This is a genomic window from Roseospira navarrensis, from assembly GCF_009601025.1.
In the GTDB taxonomy this organism is placed as follows: domain Bacteria; phylum Pseudomonadota; class Alphaproteobacteria; order Rhodospirillales; family Rhodospirillaceae; genus Rhodospira; species Rhodospira navarrensis.
On record NZ_WIVE01000043.1, the window covers coordinates 18,550 to 36,412 of the forward strand.

Consider the following 17,863-nt stretch of genomic DNA (forward strand, 5'->3'; position numbering starts at 1 on the left):
CCCTACCCCTCCAGCGGCCGGAACGGCGTGCGGTCGGGCGGGCCGGCGGCGAAGCGCAGCACGGGCGGGCGCGGGTCCAGGGCGGGCGCGGGCACGGCGATCTGGCTGGCGCAGACGGTGCCGAACCCACTGTCATAGGCGAAGCACATGCCCGCCCCCGGCGTCGCGGCGTCCGGGTCCGGCCCCAGGCCCTGAAGCCGCGTCCATGCCTCCCAGCCGTCATCGCCCGGCAGGTCCGGGTCCGGCCAGGGTGCCGCCCGCCAGCGATCCAGGTTGGCGGCGATGCGGGCATCCCGGATGTCGTTCAGGTCGCCCGCCGTCACCATGGACAGGCCCTCCGGCAGGGGCTCCACACCCACCCGGCCGTCCTCCGCCACCCGGATCCAGAAGGCGTCGCGGGTGTCCGCGACGATGAGGTTGAAGGGCCGGTAGGCCTCCGGGTTCAGGTGGCCCAGCGCCTCGGCCGCGTCCACGGCGTCGGCGTGGTCCAGCGCCTCCAGCACCAGCTCGCCCCGGCTGCGCTTGCCGGCCTGCGGCCCCAGCGTGCCCTTGCGGTTCAGCAGCGCGGCGACCACGCCGTGGTCGTTCAGGCCGAGCCAGGAGCCGCCGGCCAGATCGTCCAGGCCCGCGACCACTTCCGGGCGGTCGGGCCAGTGGCGGCCGGGGGCGGTCCACGGCCGGTCGCGCATCTCGTCGCGGTTGGCGGCGATGACGAGCGGCCAGGGGTGATCGGGGCGGCGCAGCAGGATCAGAGTGCACATGGGCGGGGTGTCTCACAGGGCAGGGAATGAAGGCGGGCGGGGACAAGCGCGGCATTCGGCCCGGTCGCTGTCCAGGCCCCTTGCCGCCGCAGCCCTCCCACGGCCAGAGCCGATCCGCTTCGCGCATCTCAACACGCCGTACGAACTGGCTTGACCGTGCCGGACGGGGCTTGCAGCCCCGTCCGGACCGTTTTTCCCTTCGGTTCATGAACCGGTTCCGGGCGGGAGTACAACTCCCGCCCGGCCTCGGCGGGACCGTCAGCTCCCGGCCCCGCCCTCGCATTTGTTGTATTCCTCCATGGTCCCGCTTTTCAGATTGTACTTTTTCAGAACCGAGCCGGACACCGTGATGGTGTAGTCCGTGGTGCCCGAGTGCGGGCTGTTGAGCTTGTTCAAGCGGAACTCGATCCGGTGGGTCACCGGGCTGTCGTAGCGGTAGCGGCCGCGCGCGAAGCCCCAGTTGGTCGGCCCGTCGCGCCAGCGATAGCCGCCGTTGGACAACACGATCAGGGGCGCGCTGTCGCTGGTGCAGTCGTTGCCGGCGATCCAGGTGCCCGCGAACTGCGCCGGCAACTCCGTGGTCCAGCCGTCGGCCGTCACGGTGGACTCGCCCGGCTTGGTGCCGGTCTTCTCCGAAATGCTGTCCAGATAGATGACGATGGCCGTCGAAGCCCCAAGGGCGATGATCGTGCCCGTAATCATCTTCCACAGCGGCGGCGAGTCGCGGTTGGGCTCGCTCATGAGGCGGCCCCCGGCTCCGCTTGGGCCGCCCCAGTCGCGTCCCACGGCGCGCCCTTCACGCCCCGCGTCTCGAAGCGGGCGAACCGGATCGTGTCCGACCAGTGGTCATCGCGCAGCCGGGCCTTGCGCATCAGATGGGCGAGAAACGTCTCGGGGTCGGGCAACTGCTCCCAGACCTGCGGCAGGAACAGGGCGCGGCGGCCGCCCTCTTCCTCCAGGATCAGGCCATCCACGCCGGGGCGCAGGCGGGCCAGCAGGTCGGCCCGATCCCGCACCGGCATGGGCACGGACGGGGTCAGCACCGAGACCGAGACCCGCAGGCCCGGCAGCTCGGCCGCGCGCACCGGCGGGAAGCGGGTGTCGCGGACCCCGGCGTTGAAGCCGTGCTCGGCCACGTCCCGGGCCAGCGAGCGGCGCGCCTCCACCGAGCCGATGCAGCCGCGCAGGGCGTCGTCCGAGGTCCGGGTGAGCGTGACGAAGGCGGCGCCGGACGCGCGCAGCGCCTCGGGCTCAGCGTCCAGATCCACGGGCGGCGGCGCGCCGTGGTGGACCCCGTGCGCCAGCCCCAGCGCGGCGAGGCGCAGCAGATCCGCGCCGTGCCGCTCCACCAGATCAGCGGTGGCGGCGATGGGATCGTCGTCGGAGGCCGCCGCGGGCGGGTCGGCCTCGTGGAAGGCCCAGGACCCGTAGCCCACCACCCGGTCGCGGGTGCCGGCGGTGTCGCCGCTGTTGCATACGCCCAGGCGCTCGACCGTCAGGCCGCGCCGCCGGGCGAGCGTCAGCAGCCCGTTGACGCCCATGCAGCCGCAGGCCTCGTGCGGCCCGATGGCCTCCGGGTCCAGGGACTCGATGGCGGCGGCGGTGCGGGCATCCTTGGCGCGGCCGGTGTCGTAGTCCAGGAAATGGCTCAGGTCCGAACTGACGAGGATGGCCGTTTCCGGGCCGTCCCACAGGGCCTCCAGCACCCGCGCCACCAGATCGGGCGCGGCGCGGCCGACCACCAGCGGCACCAGCGCCACATCGGGCAGCATGACCTGCAGGAACGGCACGTGGACCTCAAGGCTGTGCTCGGCGGCGTGGGCCTTGTCGAACACCTCGACGTCGGGGATCCCCTCCAGGCGCGGCCGCGCCCACGCCTGATCCAGCGGCGCGTCGCCCAGGGGCGTGCGCCAGGCCTCGGCCCCGGACAGCGCCAGACCACCCACCGGCATGCGGTGGGACGGGCCGAGCATCACCACGCGCCGCAGCCGCTCGCGGGCCGGTTCCAGCCGGGCATAGGCCAGCGCGGCGGTGGCCCCGGAGTACACGTGTCCGGCATGGGGCGCGATGATCGCCTTCGGCACCGGCGCATCGGCCGGGCGCGCGGCGCGGCCCCGGTCCAGCAGCGCGGTGACGGTGCGGCGCAGGCCGTCCGCCTCGTCGCCATAGAACATCCCGGCGACGGCGGGCGGGCGGATCGCACCGGGAGCGGGGGCATGAGTCATGGTCCGGACCCTCCGTGCATGCGGGGCGGTCGCGGGGTCAGTATAGACCCGGGGCAGGCCCGGGCCCAAGGCCGCGCCGTCACGCGCTGGTATCGACGCCCTGTGCTTCCGGCGCGGCCTGCGCGTCGGCCGGGGCCGCCGGCTGGCGCTTCGGCCCGCCCTTGGACACGACCACCATGGCCGGCCGCAGCAGGCGGTCATGGATGACGTAGCCCTCCTGGTAGACCTGCACCACGGTGCCGGCGGGCACGTCGGGGTTCTCCATCTCCTGCATGGCCTGATGCAGGTTGGGGTCGAACGGCTGGTTCAGGGCCTCGATCCGCTTGACGCCGTACTGGCCGAGCGCGGTCAGCAGCTCGCGCGCGGTCATCTCCACGCCGACGGCGAGGTTCTTCAGGTTCGGATCGGCGTTGCGCGCCTCCTCGGGCGCGGCGGCGGTGGCGCGTTCCAGGTTGTCGGCCACCGGCAGCACGGCCTTGGCCAGATTGGAGACGGCGTACTTGGTGTTGTCCTGGATGCGCTTGTCGGCCATGCGCTTGGCGTTCTGGGCCTCGGCGAGCGCGCCCAGGTAGTCGCGGCGCAGCTTGTCCACCTCGGCTTCCAGTTCGGCGCAACGGGCGTCCAGGTCAACGGCGCCGTCTCCGGCCCCGGCCCCGGCCTCAGCCTCGGCCGCCGCGCCGGGCGCGGCCTCGTCGAAGTGCAGGGTGTCGTCCGCCCCCACGGTGGCGGCGGCATCCTCGGCCGGGGTGCGGCCGTCGTCCGCGTCGGGCGCCGTGTCGGGGCGGGACGGGTCGTTGGCGGTGCTCTGGGTCATGGCGTGTCCGTTTGTCTGTCCAGGTCGGGGAAGAGCGAAGCGATCGAAGGGAGCGCCGGCCTTGCGGCCGGTCATCCGATCAGGCGGCCGATCACCTTCGCGGTGTAGTCCACCAGCGGCACGATGCGCCGGTAGTTGATGCGGGTCGGGCCGACGACGCCGATGGCGCCGACGATCTCCTCGCGGCCATTGCGGTAGGGCGCCACGATCATCGAGCACCCGGCCAGCGTGAACAGATCGTTTTCGGCCCCGATGAAGATCTGAACCCCCTCGGCGCCGATCACAAGGTCCAGCATGCGCAGCACCTGTTCCTTGGCCTCCAGCACGTCGAACAGGGCGCGGATGCGGTCCAGGTCCTGGGCCGCGCTGACGTCGTTCAGCAGATTGCCCTGCCCGCGCACGATCAGGGCGGCGCCGCTGCGGTCGTCGGACCAGGTGGCGAGGCCGGCGGCCACCACCTTGCGCGACAGGTCGTCGAGCAGGCTGCGGTCTGTTTCCAACTCGCCCAGCACGGCCTCGCGGGCCTCGTCCAGGGTGCGTTCGGCCAGCCGGGCGTTGAGGTAGTTGGTGGCCTCGGCCAGCGCCGACAGGGGCACGCCGGGCGGCACCTCCACCACCCGGTTTTCCACCACGCCGTTGGCCTCGACGATCACCACCAGGGCGCGGCCCGGCCCCAGGTGCACGAACTCGATATGCTTCACCGGCGCGTCGGCCTTGGGCGCGATCACCAGCCCGGCGCAACTGGACAGGCCGGAGAGCAGGGACGTGGCCTCCTCCAGCATGCCTTCCATGCTGCGGCCGGCGGCCTGGCACATGGTCTCGATGCGCGTCCGCTCCTCGGCGTCGATGGCCCCCACCTCCAGCAGCCCGTTGACGAACATGCGCAGGCCCAGCTCGGTGGGCAGACGCCCGGCCGAGGCATGGGGGGCGTACAGAAGACCCTCGTGCTCCAGGTCGGCCATGACGTTGCGGATCGTGGCGGGCGAGACACCGACCGACATCTTGCGCGACAGGGTGCGCGAGCCGACCGGCTCCCCGGTCTCCACGAAGGTATCGACCAGGCGCTGGAACACCTCGCGCGAGCGGGCGTCCAGGTCCATCCTGGGGGACATCGGTGTCGTGGGCGAAGCGGCCATGTGCGGGTCATCAAGCCTGTCAAGGGTTCGGACCGCGTCGATCCGAAGAGAGCGAAAATCTAGGGAGCGGGGGGGGATACGTCAACGTCGCCCCCGCCCGCCGCCGATGCTTTGCCGGACGACGGGCTGTCTCGGAACGGCCACGCCATGGGCGTTGGCTGACGGCCCCGCTCGGTTTACCATGCGGGCCGGGTGAGCCGCTGTCCGCGCCACCGGCGCGCGGAAAAATCCCCGGCGCATGAAAGCAACAGGAACAGGGAAGGGCCACGGTATGCTTCGCACGATTTCCCGCCGTCTTGCCGATCCCGGGGCCGTGCCGGCCCCTCGCCCCCGCCGCCCGGCGCTCTGGAAGGGCGCGGCCGCCGGCGTCGCGGCCGGGCTCGCGGTCGCCGCCGTGGCCGCGCCGCCCGCCGTCGCCCAGTCCGAGGCCCCGCGCAAGTCCCAGGGCTCGCGGGTGGCGGCCAACCTGCCCGCCCTGCCCGTGCTTGATCCCGCGCTCAACCCGGACGTCGGCGTCGGCCTGCTGGCCGCCCAGGTGCGCGAGCGGATCCTGCTGTCGCTGCGCCTGATGTTCTCCGCCACCCAGGGCGACGTGTTCGCCACGGACGGGCCGATCACCGCCGAGGAGACGCCGGAGGGCGGCGCCTTCATCACCTTTCCGGAACTGACGCTGCGGGTCTACTCGGCCGCCGGCTTCCCGACGCTGATCTCGGTGGGCGACCTGGAGGTGGGCGCCAGCAACCGGCCCGACGGCGACATCGAGTACCAGTATCGCCTGGATGCGCCGATCACCGTGTTCTCGGAAGAAGGCAAGGTCGGCGAAATCACCTATGACACCATCTCGGCCCGCGGCCTGATCCGCCCGGACCAGCCGTTCTTCGGCGACGACAGCCTGACCCTGAAAGGGATTTCGGTCTCGGTGGCGGAGGACACCCGGGACCCGGTCGTCTTCACCATCGGCGACGGCACCCTGACGCTGGAGTCCACCGTCTCGGACAGTGGCCGCTTCAACGCCGATCTGGCCGCGCAGATGACCGACGTCGGCATCGCCCAGGGCGAGCACGACCCGACCATCGCGATCACCGGGATGGATGCCACGCTGACCTATGACGACGTGCCGGCCGGATACATGGATCTGTTCCGCATGATGGGCACGGACCCGCGCCTGCCGACCTACGAGCAGATGATGGACCGCATGGGCCGCGTCTACAGCACCGAAGTGCTGGGGACCAGCGAGGCCAGCTTGGATCTCTCCGGCATCGAGATCTATCTGTCGCCCGCCGAGTCGGTGACCTTCGACACCATCGGCATGGAGATGACCGCCAGCGAGGTCGCCGGCGGCACGCCCTCCGGCCGCTTCGCGTTCTCCCTGGACGGCCTGCGCACGCGGGGCGCGACCCTTGAGAATCAGGTGGATCTGGGCGCGTTGCGCATGTCCACCGAGGGCGAGGGGCTGGGCACGGAGCGCCTGCGGGCCTTCATGGGCGCGTTCATGCCCCTGGCCAACGAGATGCAGGTCTACAGTCAGGCGAACGCCGACGCCGAAATGCCGGAACCGCCGCCGCCGGAGCTGATGTCGCGCATGTTCGGCCTGTATGCCGGCCTGATCCGCGACATGCGGCTGGGCTCCGTGAACAGCGAAATCCTGATGTCGGGGTTGAACGTGCGCGAGCGCGGCCAGCCCGTGTTCGCCCTGGAGCGGATGGAACTGACCGGCGGCCTGGAGGAGGATGAGCGCGGCTTCGCCGACGGGCCGTCGCGGCTGATGATGACCGGCCTGGAGATCAACGACGCCGAGGCCGGCCCGCCGGTCAGCATCGGGCTGGTCGATGTGGACACCATGACCGAGGATCTGGACCTGCCGGCCCTGCGCGAAATGGCCGCGCAGTCGCTGGAGGCGTTCCAGGCGGAACTCGATGCGCGCGGCGTGGACGCCATGGCCAGCGACGCGCCGTTCCTGAAGATCCTGGAGATCCTGAGCGCCATCAACGAGACCGCGACGGTCGCAGGCGGCACCGCCAAGATCCGCATCGAGGACGTCGCCATCGGCACCGACATGAACCCCATGGGCGGGCTGGCGGCCTTCGGCCTGGACTTCGGCATGCCGGCGGCCGCACCGGGCGTGGACGTGACGGACGCCACCCTGTCCATGGACATGAAGGGCCTGGACCTGGGGCCCATGGCCGCCATGGCCGCGCCCCCGGAGATCATCCCCAGCGAGGCCAGCTTCACGCTGGACGGCAGCCGGCTGCCGATCCCGGCGCTGTCGCGCATGGGCATGGGCGACCCGATGAACCCGGGCGCGTCCGAAGCCGACATGGAAGCGGAAATGGCGCGCCTGCTGCAGACGCACCGTCCGGTGTTCGACCTGGAGTCCCTGACCATCGGCGCCCCGGCCTATCGGGTCGAGGGCGGCGGCAACGTGGCGGTCTCCGGCATGATGCCGCAGCAGGTGGCGGGCGGCTTCTCGCTGTCCGTGTCCGGCCTGGACGAGACCATGGCGCTGTTGCAGGAGCGGGCCAAGACCGACCCGACCATGCAGCAGCCGCTGCTCGTGCTGGTGGCGCTGCGCGGCCTGGCCCGTCAGGACTCGCCGGGCTCGCATCTCTATGACATCGAGATCTCGCCGCAACAGGGGGTGCTCATCAACGGAACCCCGGCGGCGGCGCTGATGATGGGGGGCGGCGCCCCGCCCCCGCAATAGGCGCGGTGGAGACGCCGCAGGTGTATACGGTGCCACGATGAGCGATCCAGACAGGCCCGCCGAGCCCCCCGAGTCCCTCCAGACCCCGGCCCCCCCGCCGGTCGCCGAACCCGGCGGGGGCGAGGCCGCTCCCGGCCCGACCGACCCCGAGGCGCCGGCCTACCTGGATCCGTTCGGGTTTCGGCGGGCGCCGTTCTCCGAGGCCGCCCGGCCGGCGGTCCCCTATGTCCCGGACGGCGGCCCCGATCCGGTGGAGGCGGTGGAAGGCGCGCTGGGCACGGCCCTGACGGCGGCCACCGACGCGGCGGCGGAGCCGGAAGGCTGGATCGTGGCCCTGATCGGCCCGGCCGGTGTGGGCAAGAGCCTGACCGTCCACTTCCTGGCCCGACGCCTGAAGGACCGTCGCGCCGTCGGGTATCTGAACGGCCTGGAGGCAGCCCACCAGGGCGCCCGCTGGGACGCATCGGCGGCCCTGTGCCGGGCCTTTGGCCTGCCCGCGGACGGCGCGCCGTCGGAGACCCAGCGCACCCTGCGCATTTTCCTGGAAGACCGCTGGGCGCGGGGCCAGCAGGGGCTTTTGATCGTGGACGAGGCCCAGGCCCTCGGCGTGGTGGGCTTGGATGCGCTGGCCGTGCTGGCGACCTCCTTGGTGCGCGACGGCGGCCAGCCGCCGCTTCAGGTCGCGCTGGCGGGCCCCGACACCCTCTCCGACATGCTGGAGCGCCCCACCCTGCGCACCCTCGCCGGAGGGCTGGCGGCGACGGTGCGGATCGGGCCGTTCACGGCGGCCCAGGCGGTGGAGTACATGGACCACCGCATCATGCTCGCCCGGCGCATGGACGTGGACTTCGACCCGATCACGGCCGAGGCCAAGGCCCTGATCGCGCAGGCCGCCCAGGGCGTGCCCGGGCGGATCAACGCGCTGTGCGACGCCGCCCTGGCCCTGACCGCCGAGGACGCCCTGCCCCGGGTGGGCGTGCAGCAGGCGAGCGAGGCCATCGAGCGCCTGATGCCGGAGGCGACACCGGCGGACCCGGCCGCGCCCGCCACCCTGCGCGCCGAGGTCGGGGACCGTCCGCCCCGCACGCTGCCGGGCCGCGACGACGGGGGCGAGCGGTCGGGGCGGTGGCGGCGCGTGGCCGCCGGGCTCGCGCTGGTGGCGCTCTTGGGCGGCGGCGGGTGGCTGCTCGTGCGGGACCCGGCCGCGCTCGACCGGGTGGGCGACGTGGCCCGGACGCTTGCTGACCGCGGCTCGGCCCTGCTGACCGGCGAGGACACCGCGCAAACAGAGGAGGCCGCCGCGCCCGCGCCGGATGTAACGTCGTTCGAGAACGCGCCACCCGCTCAGGACGCCCCGACGGACGACACGACGGACGACACGGCGGCCGCCGCGACGGACGACACGACGGCCGCGGACATGCCCCCCGCCGCCATGACGCAGGGCGGAACGACCGGCGCGCCGGACCCGCAGCCGCCTCCGGACGCACCGGCGACGACACCCGACGCCGGGCCGCACCTGGAGCCCCCGGCCATCCCGCCGGCCCCCCGGACCGTGCCCGAGGACGAACGGGTCGCCGAGGTGCTGGCCCGCCTGCAGGCCCTGCGCGCGCAGACCGGATCTCGCACCGACGCCGAGACGCCGCGCGCGGACGTGCGCCCGCCGGATCCGGAGGACGCCGCGCCCGGCGCGCCGGGCGATGCGAACCCCGCGCCCGAGAGCGTCGCGGCCCTGCCGATGGACTCCGCCGCGCCACCACCGCCCGCACCGACGGATCCGGACCCGGTCCCCGCCCCGCCCCTGGCCGATCCCTGGGCGGGTCAGGCCCCCACGCCCGGAGAGGCGGACGACCGCGCGACCGAGGCCCCCCAGGATACGGTGATGGCTCCTGCACCGGCGGAGACGAACGAGTCGGCCGACGAACCGACGGCCCCTGAAATGGCCGCGCCGTCCCCTGAGACGGCCGAGGCGCCGACGCCACCCGAACCGGACTCGGCACCGGACGCGGCACCCGAACCGGACCGTCAGCCGGAGCCGGTCCCCCCCGTCGCGGATGCCGAACCACCCACAGAAGAGCCGCCGCCGGCCCCCGAGATCCCGCCGGCCGCCGTCGCGGCCCTCGATCCGGCGGCGGACCCTGGTCCGGAGGCCGCCGCATCCGCCTCGGACGGGTCCCGGTCCGTGCCACCGCCACCCACCGCCAAGCCGGCCGCGCCGCCCCGTCCCGACCCTGCGCCTGTCCAGGCCGCACCGGCCTCGACGGGCGCGCCCGATCCCGCCCGCGCGGCCCGCGTCCGGCAGCGCGCCGAGGCGGACCGGCAGGCCACGGCGACCCTCAACGCCCTCAGCCTGGAGGCCGCGCGCAGCGGACGCACCTTGCCGCTGGACAGCCAGGTCGGCGACCCGCCGATCCCTCTGCCCCCGGCAGAGGAATGATGCCGCCCGGGTGTGCGACGCCGCGATGGTGGTGCCCTCGCCTCACCCCCCGCGCTTCGCGCAGCCCTGACGCTGGACCACCCCCATTTGCTCCGGGATTGAAACAACAATTCGCCCGGAGGCCCGTCCGGGACCAGATCCTTGCTTTGCGTGGATCAGGAATCCCACTATGGTGCACGGAAGTCGGCGCAAGGGGGGGCTTTGACGCGGCGCACGCCACGCGGCCTCCCTCCGTCGAAAGAGTGATCCCGTCCCGGGCCTGATCCGGATCGTTCCGGACCGTCTGGACGGTGCGAACCCGAGGTTTTTAGGGAGGAACCACCATGAAACATCTCAAGACCACGCTGGCCACGGCCGGCGTCGCGCTCGGTCTGGCCCTGGCTCCGGCCTCGGCCGCCTGGGCGGCCTGCGACGAGGGTGAGATCGTCATCAAGTTCAGCCACGTCACCAACACCGACAAGCACCCGAAGGGCATCGCGGCGTCCCTGCTGGCCGATCGGGTGAACGAGGAGATGGACGGCAAGGCCTGCATGGAGGTCTATCCGAACTCCACCCTCTACAACGACGACAAGGTGCTGGAGGCCATGCTGGCCGGCGACGTGCAGATGGCCGCGCCGTCCCTGTCCAAGTTCGAGAAGTTCACCAAGAAGTTCCGCCTGTTCGATCTGCCGTTCGTGTTCGAGGACATCGAGGCGGTCAACCGCTTCCAGAACTCCGAGGACGGTCAGGCCCTGATGGAATCCATGCAGCGGCGCGGCCTGCTGGGCGTCGCCTTCTGGCACAACGGCATGAAGCAGATGTCGGCCAACGAGCCGCTGCTGCTGCCCGAGGACGCCGAAGGCCTGAAGTTCCGCATCCAGGCGTCCGACGTGCTGCAGGCGCAGTTCGAGGCGCTGGGCGCCAACCCGCAGAAGATGGCCTTCTCCGAGGTGTACGGCGCGCTGCAGCAGGGCGTCGTGGACGGCCAGGAGAACACCTGGTCCAACATCTACGGCCAGAAGTTCTTCGAGGTGCAGGACGGCATCACCGAAACCAACCACGGCATCCTGGACTATCTGGTTGTGACCTCCGCCGAGTGGTGGGACGGCCTGCCCGATGACGTGCGCGACCAGCTCGCCACCATCCTGGCCGAGGTGACCGAGACCCGGAACGCCGAGTCCTACAACGTCAACCAGCGCAACAAGCAGCTCATCGTCGAGGCCGGCGGCGTCGTCCGCACCCTGACCCCCGAGCAGCGGGCCCAGTGGGTCGAGGCCATGCGCCCGGTGTGGGAGCAGTTCATGGATGACATCGGCGAGGACCTGCTGAACGCCGCTCTGTCCTACAACGTCGCGAACTAAGACCGAACGAGCCGGCAACGGCCATCGGAACGACGGCGCCCTCGGAAGACCAACGGGGGCGCCGTCGTTGCCTTGAGCACCCCGGGGTCGAGCCGGGGGCCATGTCGGGGGAGGATGCGTGATGCAGTCCAGTTCAGCCGCACATCACAGCGACTTCGTGGACCGGATCGAACGGACCGGAATCGCCATCGCCCTCGGGCTGATGACGATCGTGACGTTCTCCAACGTGGTCGCGCGCTACGTGTTCAATTCCAACATCCTGTGGGCCCTTGAAACCACGGTGTTCCTGTTCGCCTGGCTGGTGCTGCTGGGCGCCTCGCACTGCGTGAAGATCTCGGCGCACATCGGCGTGGACCTGATCCAGAACCTGCTGCCACTGGGCATCCGCAAGGCCGTGATCCTGCTGTCCGTCGTCCTGTGCGTGGTCTTCAGCGTGCTGTTGCTGGTCGGGGCCTTCCAGTACTGGTGGCCGTTCGCGACCCAGCGGTCGTGGTACGAGGTGAACGACATTCCGATGGTGTTCTTCCCCGATCTGATGGCGGAATGGTTCAACGAGGGCGAAGAGTACGAAAAGATGCCCCGGTTCATTCCTTATGCCGCGCTGCCCATCGGGATGGTCCTGCTGACCCTGCGCTTCCTGCAGGCCGGCTGGCACATCCTGACCGAACGCCGCAGCATGCTGATCGCGAGCCACGAGGCCGACGAGATGGTCGCCGAAGCCTCGGAAGAAACGCGCCGGCGCGATCAGGCCGGGGAGGGTTGAGACCATGTCCGTCGTCTTTCTGTTCGTCATGGTCATCGGGTTCATGCTGCTCGGCGTGCCCATCGCCGTGTCGCTGGGCCTGTCCAGCACCATCTTCCTGATGATCTATTCCGACGCCTCGCTGGGCTCCATCGCGCAGACCCTGTTCAGCGCCTTCGACGGGCACTACACCCTGCTGGCGATCCCGTTCTTCATTCTGGCGTCCGCCTTCATGTCCACCGGCGGCGTGGCCCGGCGCATCATCCGCTTCGCCATCGCCTGCGTGGGCCACTTCAAGGGCGGTCTGGCCATCGCGGGCGTGTTCGCCTGCATGCTGTTCGCCGCCCTGTCCGGATCGTCGCCCGCCACCGTGGTGGCGATCGGCACCATCGTGATCGCCGGCATGCGCCAGGTCGGCTACACCCGCGATTTCGCCGCCGGTGTCATCTGTAACGCGGGCACCCTGGGCATCCTGATCCCGCCGTCCATCGTGATGGTGGTGTACGCGGCGTCCGTGGACGTCTCGGTCGGGCGCATGTTCCTGGCCGGCGTCATCCCGGGCCTGCTGGCCGGCCTGATGCTGATGATCGGGATCTACGTGATCGCCCGCATCCGCAACCTGCCGGCCCAGGACTGGGCCGGCTGGCGCGAGATCCTGTCGGCGGCCTGGGATGCCTCGTGGGGCCTGTTCCTGATCGTCATCATCCTGGGCGGCATCTACGGCGGCGTGTTCACGCCCACCGAGGCCGCCGCGGTGGCCGCCGTCTATGCCTTCCTGATCGCCAACTTCGTCTATCGGGACATGGGGCCGTTCTCGCAGGGCATCGGGCCGGTCCACAAGATCCCCTACAAGATCGTGCAGGTGCTCTGGCACGAGGACACGCGCAATTCCCTGTACGACGCCGGCAAGCTGACCATCATGCTGATGTTCATCATCGCCAACGCGCTGATCCTCAAGCACGTGCTGACCGAGGAGCAGATCCCGCAGATGATCGCGGGGGCGATGCTGGATGCCGGCTTCGGCCCCATCATGTTCCTGGTGATCGTCAACCTGATCCTGCTGATCGGCGGCCAGTTCATGGAGCCGTCGGGCCTGATCGTGATCGTGGCCCCGCTGGTGTTCCCGATCGCCATTGAACTCGGGATCGACCCGATCCACCTGGGCATCATCATGGTGGTGAACATGGAAATCGGCATGATTACCCCGCCCGTGGGCCTGAACCTGTTCGTGACCTCCGGGGTGGCGGGCATGCCCATGTTCAGCGTGGTCAAGGCCGCGTTCCCGTTCCTGATGATCCTGATCGTGTTCCTCATCCTGGTGACGTACGTGCCGTGGCTGTCCACTTTCCTGCCCACGATGATGATGGGTCCCGAGCTCATCACGCAATAGCGACCGCCCCGTTCGCGGGGCGCGCCCGCCGCCTCCGGCCGTGCCGCCGGGGGCGGCGCGGGGCGCTCGCGGCGGGCCTGCTGCTCGGACTGGCCGGGACTGCGCTCGCGGGGTGCAGCCCGGTGGGCATGGCGGTCGGCGCGGGCGCCACCGTGGCCCGGGCCGCCAGCGAGGAACGCGGCCTGTCCGGCTATGCCAGCGATGCGGCGCTCCAGGCGGAGATCAACCGCCTGTGGCTGTCGCACGACGTGGACCTGTACCAGCGCGTGGACATGACCGTGCGCGAGCAGCGGGTGCTGCTGACCGGGGCGGTGCCGGACCCCCAGACCCGCATCGACGCGGTCCGGCTGGCCTGGCAGGCGCCGGGCGTGCGCGACGTCATCAACGAAATCAAGATCGACGACACCTCCACCCTGGTGGACGAGACGGCGGACGCCGCCATCGCCACCAAGCTGGAAACGCGGCTGATGTTCGATCGCTCGATCCGGGCCATCAACTACAGCGTGGATGTGGTCAACGGCACGGTCTACCTGATGGGGGTCGCCCAGGATCAGGCGGAGCTGGACCGCGCCATCGCCTATGCCCGCGACATGCGAGGGGTGCGGGAGGTCGTCCCCCATGTGCGTCTGAAGGGCGAGGCGCCGCCGCCGGGCACGCGCCCCGATGGGGCCGAGCCCGCCGCGAACCCGTACACCGCCGCGCCGGTGCTCTGATCCGGCTTCCGCTCACGCCGGACCGGATCACGCCCCTGGATGCTGGTGATCCTCGCCCCCGCAGGCGGCCGAGGCGCCGTCGAGGCGCGCCGCCGGGCATCCGGCGGCCGAGCCGCAACCGGCACACGCCCGCGACCCGCGCAGCCGGCCACGCAGGCCGCGCCACAGCACGACCAGCGCCAGCAGCACCACGGCGATGCCCAACGCCAGCTCCCACGGTCCCAGCGCCGCCTCGCGCCCCAGGTCCACCAGCGCCGGATCGGCAGGGACAGGGGCGGACGCGGCGGAGACGCCATCCGTCACCTCGCCACTCATGACGCCACCTCGGTCCGTGCGGCATGCCGGGCCGGGCGCCAGGCCAGCCCCACCGCCAGCAGCAGGCCAAGGGCCACCAGATAGACCGCCGTCAGCATCTCAAGGCCGCTCAGGTCCAGCGCCGACCCGATCGAATAGGCGCTGGCCGCCACGGTGAACCCCAGCACGGTGGGGAAGGCGATGGAAAACAGCGTCCACAGGGTGGAGCCGGTCTCGATCCGGATGGCGATCACCGTCGCCATGCACGGCGGGTAGAGGGCGAAGAACAGCAGCACGGCCATGCCGGTCAGCGCGGTCATGCCGGCCGCCGCCTGGGCCTCGGCCATGCGCTCTTCCAGCGGCCGGTTTTCGGACTCGCCCTCGGGGTACAGCACGCCCAGGGTCGCCACGCTGTTCTCGCGCGCCGTGAAGGCGCTCAGCAGCGCCACGTTGATCTTCCAGTCGAACCCGGCCACCTGGGTCACCGGCTCCAGGCCGTGGCCCAGACGCCCAAGCAGGCTGTTCAGAAGGCGGGCGTCCTCCATCTGCTTGCGCAGGGTCTCCCGGGTCTCCGCCAGCCGGTCCAGCGCGGCCGCCGCCCGGGGCTCGGCGATGTCGGTGCGCCCGTCGGCGTGGGCCCGCAACAGGGCGAGCAGGGACTCGCGGTCCGCCGCCACCGGCGCCAGATCGGTGCCGGCCACGGACGCGCGGAAGTCCGCCAGCGCGGCCTCGCCCCGGGCGTGGAAGCCGGCCTGGGTCTCGGGATCGAGCCCCGGCAACTGCAGCAGCACATAGACCACGGTCGCCACCGCGATCACCACCGAGCCCACCTTGCGGATGTACAGCCACGTCCGGTCGATGGCCCGGCGCAGCACGCCCCGCAGGGTCGGCAGGTGGTAGTGCGGCAGCTCCATCACGAACGGCGCGGTTTCCATGTCGCGCAGCACGGTGACCGACAGCAGCTTGGCCACCAGCAGGGCCGCGATGACGGTGAAGGTGGACAGGTAGAACAGCACGAGGCCCTGGGCCTCGGCGAAGTAGATGTTGATGAACAGGGCGTAGAGCGGAATTTTCGCCAGACAGTTCATGAACGGCACGGTCAGCACCGTGGCCAGCCGGGCGCGCTGGTCGGGAATGCCCTTGGTCGCCATCACGCCGGGCACGGCGCAGCCGCCCGCGAACACGCCGGCGAGGATGAACGGCAGCGTGGACTGCCCGTGCAGCCCGAAGCGGTGCAGGATGCGGTCCAGGATGAAGGCGATCCGGGCCATGTAGCCGCTGTCCTCCAGGATCGCGATCAGGGCGAACAGGATCAGGAAGATCGGCACGTAGTTCAGCAGCGCGTTGGCCGAATCGAGGATCCACAGGCCCATGGAGCGGATCAGCGGATCGTGCAGGAAGCCGGCGGCGGGCAGCAGGTGATCCCCCGCCAGATCGCGCACCCAGGCCAGAACCGGCCAGGTCACGTCCGTCAGGCGCATGCCCTGGACGATGGACAGCTCGTAGATCAACCACACCGTCAGCACCAGGAACGCCGGCGCGAGCCAGCGGTTCAGAAGCACGCGGTCGATGCGTTCGGTGAGGGGCACACGCCGCATGTCGGCCCGGGTGACGCAGGTGGCCAGGATGTCCCCCGCCAGGTGGTCGCGGCAGCCGGCGGCGTGGTCGCCGGGCGGCAGGCCATGGCGGGTCTCGAAGATCTCGGCGGCGCGGGCCGCCTGGTCCAGGGCGCCGTGCGGGTTGGCCATGTGCCGGGCCAGCATGCGGGCGGCCTCGGCGTCGCCCTCCAGCAGCTTGACCGCCAGCCAGCGGGTGGACACGGCGGCTTCCAGCCCCGGTTGCGCCGCAAGGCGCCCCTGCAGCACGGCGACGGACTCTTCCATCGGGCCGTAGTTCAGGGTGGCCGGCGGCCGGGCGGGCCCGTCCGCGGCCTCGCGGATGGCGGCGCGCAGGGCCTCGCGGCCGGACCCCTTGTGCCCGACCAGCGGCACGACCGGGGCACACAGGCGGGCGGACAGGGCCTTCAGGTCCACGGTCAGCCCGTGACGCTCGGCCACGTCCATCATGTTGAGCGCCACCACCACGGGCAGGCCCATTTCCAGAAGCTGGAACGTCAGGTACAGGCCGCGCCGCAGGTTGGAGGCATCGACCACGTTCACCACCACATCCGGCCGGTCCTCCATCAGGAAGGCCCGCGCCACCCGCTCTTCCAGCGAGTAGGATGTGAGGTTGTAGGTCCCCGGCAGATCGACGAGTTCCACCGTGCGGTCGCCGTCGCGGTAGGCGCCGCTCTTCTTGTCCACGGTCACGCCGGGATAGTTGGCAATGTGCTGCTGAAGGCCGGTCAGCGCATTGAACAGGGTGGACTTGCCGCAGTTGGGCTGCCCCGCCAGCGCCACGCGCAGGCGGTCGGCGCGGCGGCGGGCGGGGCCCTCAGCCATCGGCGGAGTCGGCCGGTCCGGCCGCCGCCTCGCAGGTGATCTCGACGCGGGCGGCTTCGGCGCGGCGGAGGGTCACCACGGCGTCCCCGGCCTGCACCTGGATGGGGTCGCCCAGGGGCGCGCGGCGCACCACCGAGACGGTCATATGCGGCACAAGCCCCAGGTCCATCAGGCGCTGGCGGATGGGGCCGCGCCCGTGCAGGGCGACGATGCGGCAGGACTGCCCGGGCGACAGGTCGCCCAGCGACGGGCCGGTGAAGTGCGGACCGGGACCCAGGCCCTTGCCGAAGCCCTGCCCGTTGCCGTTGCCGTTACCGTTGCCTTTGCCGGTCCCGTGGCCCCGTCCTCGCCCCCGGCCGCCGCGGGGCCCATGAGGGAGCCCCTCGGCCGGGCCGTCGGCGCCACAGTCCGCGGACCCGCGCTGACGGCGTCCGGCTCCGCCGCGGCCCCAGCCCCATCCTTGGCCGGCCCCGCGACCGAGCCCGGCCCGCAGGGCCCGACGCCAGCCCGACGCGCCCGTCATGTCACCATCCGTGTCCTGTCCGGCTCCCGCCATCGCGCGCCCCAGTTCGGCTTGCATGCCAGACTGCCGCATCTCAAGCAGGGCGGCACCCAGCATCCCCATGAACAATGTGGGCACTGTAATTGCGAACTATTCGCACGTCCAGAAAAATTTTGCGACGACGCGCCATGCCTGGCGCACCACAAAAAAGCGCCCGGGCGCAGGACGCGGCCCGGGCGATCAGTGATGGAGAGAGGCGTACGGTCGGTCTCGCCGGGGGCGGGTCAGGTGGCTGTGTAACCTGATGTCTGGAAATTTTGCACGAGGGGGCGCACCTGCATGCCCATCCGTGGGGCGCGCCCCACGG

14 protein-coding genes are annotated in these 17,863 nt (G+C 71.4%); 6 read left to right on the top strand and 8 right to left on the bottom strand.

Going from position 1 to position 17,863, the window contains the following annotated elements; genetic code table 11:
* Positions 1-2 precede the first annotated feature (2 nt).
* The 5 genes from GHC57_RS13110 to hrcA all read right to left on the bottom strand — a co-directional run bounded on the left by GHC57_RS13110 (position 3) and on the right by hrcA (position 4,936).
* Complete coding sequence (locus GHC57_RS13110) at positions 3-761, bottom strand: NRDE family protein (protein WP_153344954.1); 759 nt, start codon at positions 759-761, stop codon at positions 3-5.
* 258 nt (positions 762-1,019) lie between these two features.
* Entirely contained in the window at positions 1,020-1,502 is a 483-nt protein-coding gene (locus GHC57_RS13115) for a hypothetical protein (RefSeq protein ID WP_153344956.1), read from the bottom strand.
* Positions 1,499-2,986: an AmmeMemoRadiSam system protein B gene (gene amrB / locus GHC57_RS13120; RefSeq protein WP_153344958.1), complete on the bottom strand. Its 1,488-nt coding sequence runs from the start codon at positions 2,984-2,986 to the stop codon at positions 1,499-1,501. Before amrB ends, GHC57_RS13115 begins: the two co-directional genes overlap by 4 nt.
* Before the next feature lie 79 nt (positions 2,987-3,065).
* Complete coding sequence (gene grpE / locus GHC57_RS13125) at positions 3,066-3,800, bottom strand: nucleotide exchange factor GrpE (RefSeq protein WP_153344960.1); 735 nt, start codon at positions 3,798-3,800, stop codon at positions 3,066-3,068.
* A 71-nt stretch (positions 3,801-3,871) separates the two neighbouring features.
* Positions 3,872-4,936, bottom strand: coding sequence for a heat-inducible transcriptional repressor HrcA (hrcA, locus tag GHC57_RS13130; protein WP_246152302.1), 1,065 nt, complete (start codon positions 4,934-4,936; stop codon positions 3,872-3,874).
* A 271-nt stretch (positions 4,937-5,207) separates the two neighbouring features.
* On the opposite strand from hrcA, the gene GHC57_RS13135 reads away from it, so the two are divergent.
* From GHC57_RS13135 to GHC57_RS13160, 6 genes are all read left to right on the top strand, one after another.
* Positions 5,208-7,640, top strand: coding sequence for a YdgA family protein (locus GHC57_RS13135; RefSeq protein WP_153344962.1), 2,433 nt, complete (start codon positions 5,208-5,210; stop codon positions 7,638-7,640).
* 37 nt (positions 7,641-7,677) lie between these two features.
* Entirely contained in the window at positions 7,678-10,074 is a 2,397-nt protein-coding gene (locus GHC57_RS13140; protein ID WP_153344964.1) for an AAA family ATPase, read from the top strand.
* 323 nt (positions 10,075-10,397) lie between these two features.
* Positions 10,398-11,414 (top strand): TRAP transporter substrate-binding protein, encoded by a 1,017-nt coding sequence (locus GHC57_RS13145; RefSeq protein ID WP_153344966.1) that lies wholly within the window; start codon positions 10,398-10,400, stop codon positions 11,412-11,414.
* A 121-nt stretch (positions 11,415-11,535) separates the two neighbouring features.
* Entirely contained in the window at positions 11,536-12,177 is a 642-nt protein-coding gene (locus GHC57_RS13150; RefSeq protein ID WP_153344968.1) for a TRAP transporter small permease, read from the top strand.
* Positions 12,178-12,181: 4 nt separating this feature from the next.
* The gene (locus GHC57_RS13155; RefSeq protein ID WP_153344970.1) at positions 12,182-13,546 is read left to right on the top strand and encodes a TRAP transporter large permease; all 1,365 of its coding nucleotides are present in this window, start codon (positions 12,182-12,184) and stop codon (positions 13,544-13,546) included.
* 128 nt (positions 13,547-13,674) lie between these two features.
* Entirely contained in the window at positions 13,675-14,259 is a 585-nt protein-coding gene (locus GHC57_RS13160) for a BON domain-containing protein (protein WP_153344972.1), read from the top strand.
* A gap of 27 nt (positions 14,260-14,286) precedes the next feature.
* Here GHC57_RS13160 and GHC57_RS13165 read toward each other — a convergent pair whose 3' ends face one another.
* Genes GHC57_RS13165 through GHC57_RS19580 form a run of 3 tightly spaced genes read right to left on the bottom strand, consistent with a single transcriptional unit; the run spans position 14,287 to position 17,517 of the window.
* On the bottom strand, positions 14,287-14,574 hold the full coding sequence (locus GHC57_RS13165) for a hypothetical protein (protein ID WP_153344974.1): 288 nt from the start codon (positions 14,572-14,574) through the stop codon (positions 14,287-14,289).
* Positions 14,571-16,994, bottom strand: a complete 2,424-nt coding sequence (gene feoB / locus GHC57_RS13170; RefSeq protein WP_153344976.1) for a ferrous iron transport protein B — start codon at positions 16,992-16,994, stop codon at positions 14,571-14,573. Before feoB ends, GHC57_RS13165 begins: the two co-directional genes overlap by 4 nt.
* Entirely contained in the window at positions 16,987-17,517 is a 531-nt protein-coding gene (locus tag GHC57_RS19580; protein WP_211369194.1) for a FeoA family protein, read from the bottom strand. Before GHC57_RS19580 ends, feoB begins: the two co-directional genes overlap by 8 nt.
* Between the last annotated feature and the right edge of the window lie 346 nt (positions 17,518-17,863).

Excerpts from the sequence above, each read along its gene's own strand:
- GHC57_RS13110 (WP_153344954.1), bottom strand. The coding sequence starts at position 761 with ATGTGCACTCTGATCCTGCTGCGCCGCCCCGATCACCCCTGGCCGCTC.
- GHC57_RS13115 (WP_153344956.1), bottom strand. The coding sequence starts at position 1,502 with ATGAGCGAGCCCAACCGCGACTCGCCGCCGCTGTGGAAGATGATTACG.
- amrB (WP_153344958.1), bottom strand. The coding sequence starts at position 2,986 with ATGACTCATGCCCCCGCTCCCGGTGCGATCCGCCCGCCCGCCGTCGCC.
- grpE (WP_153344960.1), bottom strand. The coding sequence starts at position 3,800 with ATGACCCAGAGCACCGCCAACGACCCGTCCCGCCCCGACACGGCGCCC.
- hrcA (WP_246152302.1), bottom strand. The coding sequence starts at position 4,936 with ATGGCCGCTTCGCCCACGACACCGATGTCCCCCAGGATGGACCTGGAC.
- GHC57_RS13135 (WP_153344962.1), top strand. The coding sequence starts at position 5,208 with ATGCTTCGCACGATTTCCCGCCGTCTTGCCGATCCCGGGGCCGTGCCG.
- GHC57_RS13140 (WP_153344964.1), top strand. The coding sequence starts at position 7,678 with ATGAGCGATCCAGACAGGCCCGCCGAGCCCCCCGAGTCCCTCCAGACC.
- GHC57_RS13145 (WP_153344966.1), top strand. The coding sequence starts at position 10,398 with ATGAAACATCTCAAGACCACGCTGGCCACGGCCGGCGTCGCGCTCGGT.
- GHC57_RS13150 (WP_153344968.1), top strand. The coding sequence starts at position 11,536 with ATGCAGTCCAGTTCAGCCGCACATCACAGCGACTTCGTGGACCGGATC.
- GHC57_RS13155 (WP_153344970.1), top strand. The coding sequence starts at position 12,182 with ATGTCCGTCGTCTTTCTGTTCGTCATGGTCATCGGGTTCATGCTGCTC.
- GHC57_RS13160 (WP_153344972.1), top strand. The coding sequence starts at position 13,675 with ATGGCGGTCGGCGCGGGCGCCACCGTGGCCCGGGCCGCCAGCGAGGAA.
- GHC57_RS13165 (WP_153344974.1), bottom strand. The coding sequence starts at position 14,574 with ATGAGTGGCGAGGTGACGGATGGCGTCTCCGCCGCGTCCGCCCCTGTC.
- feoB (WP_153344976.1), bottom strand. The coding sequence starts at position 16,994 with ATGGCTGAGGGCCCCGCCCGCCGCCGCGCCGACCGCCTGCGCGTGGCG.
- GHC57_RS19580 (WP_211369194.1), bottom strand. The coding sequence starts at position 17,517 with ATGACGGGCGCGTCGGGCTGGCGTCGGGCCCTGCGGGCCGGGCTCGGT.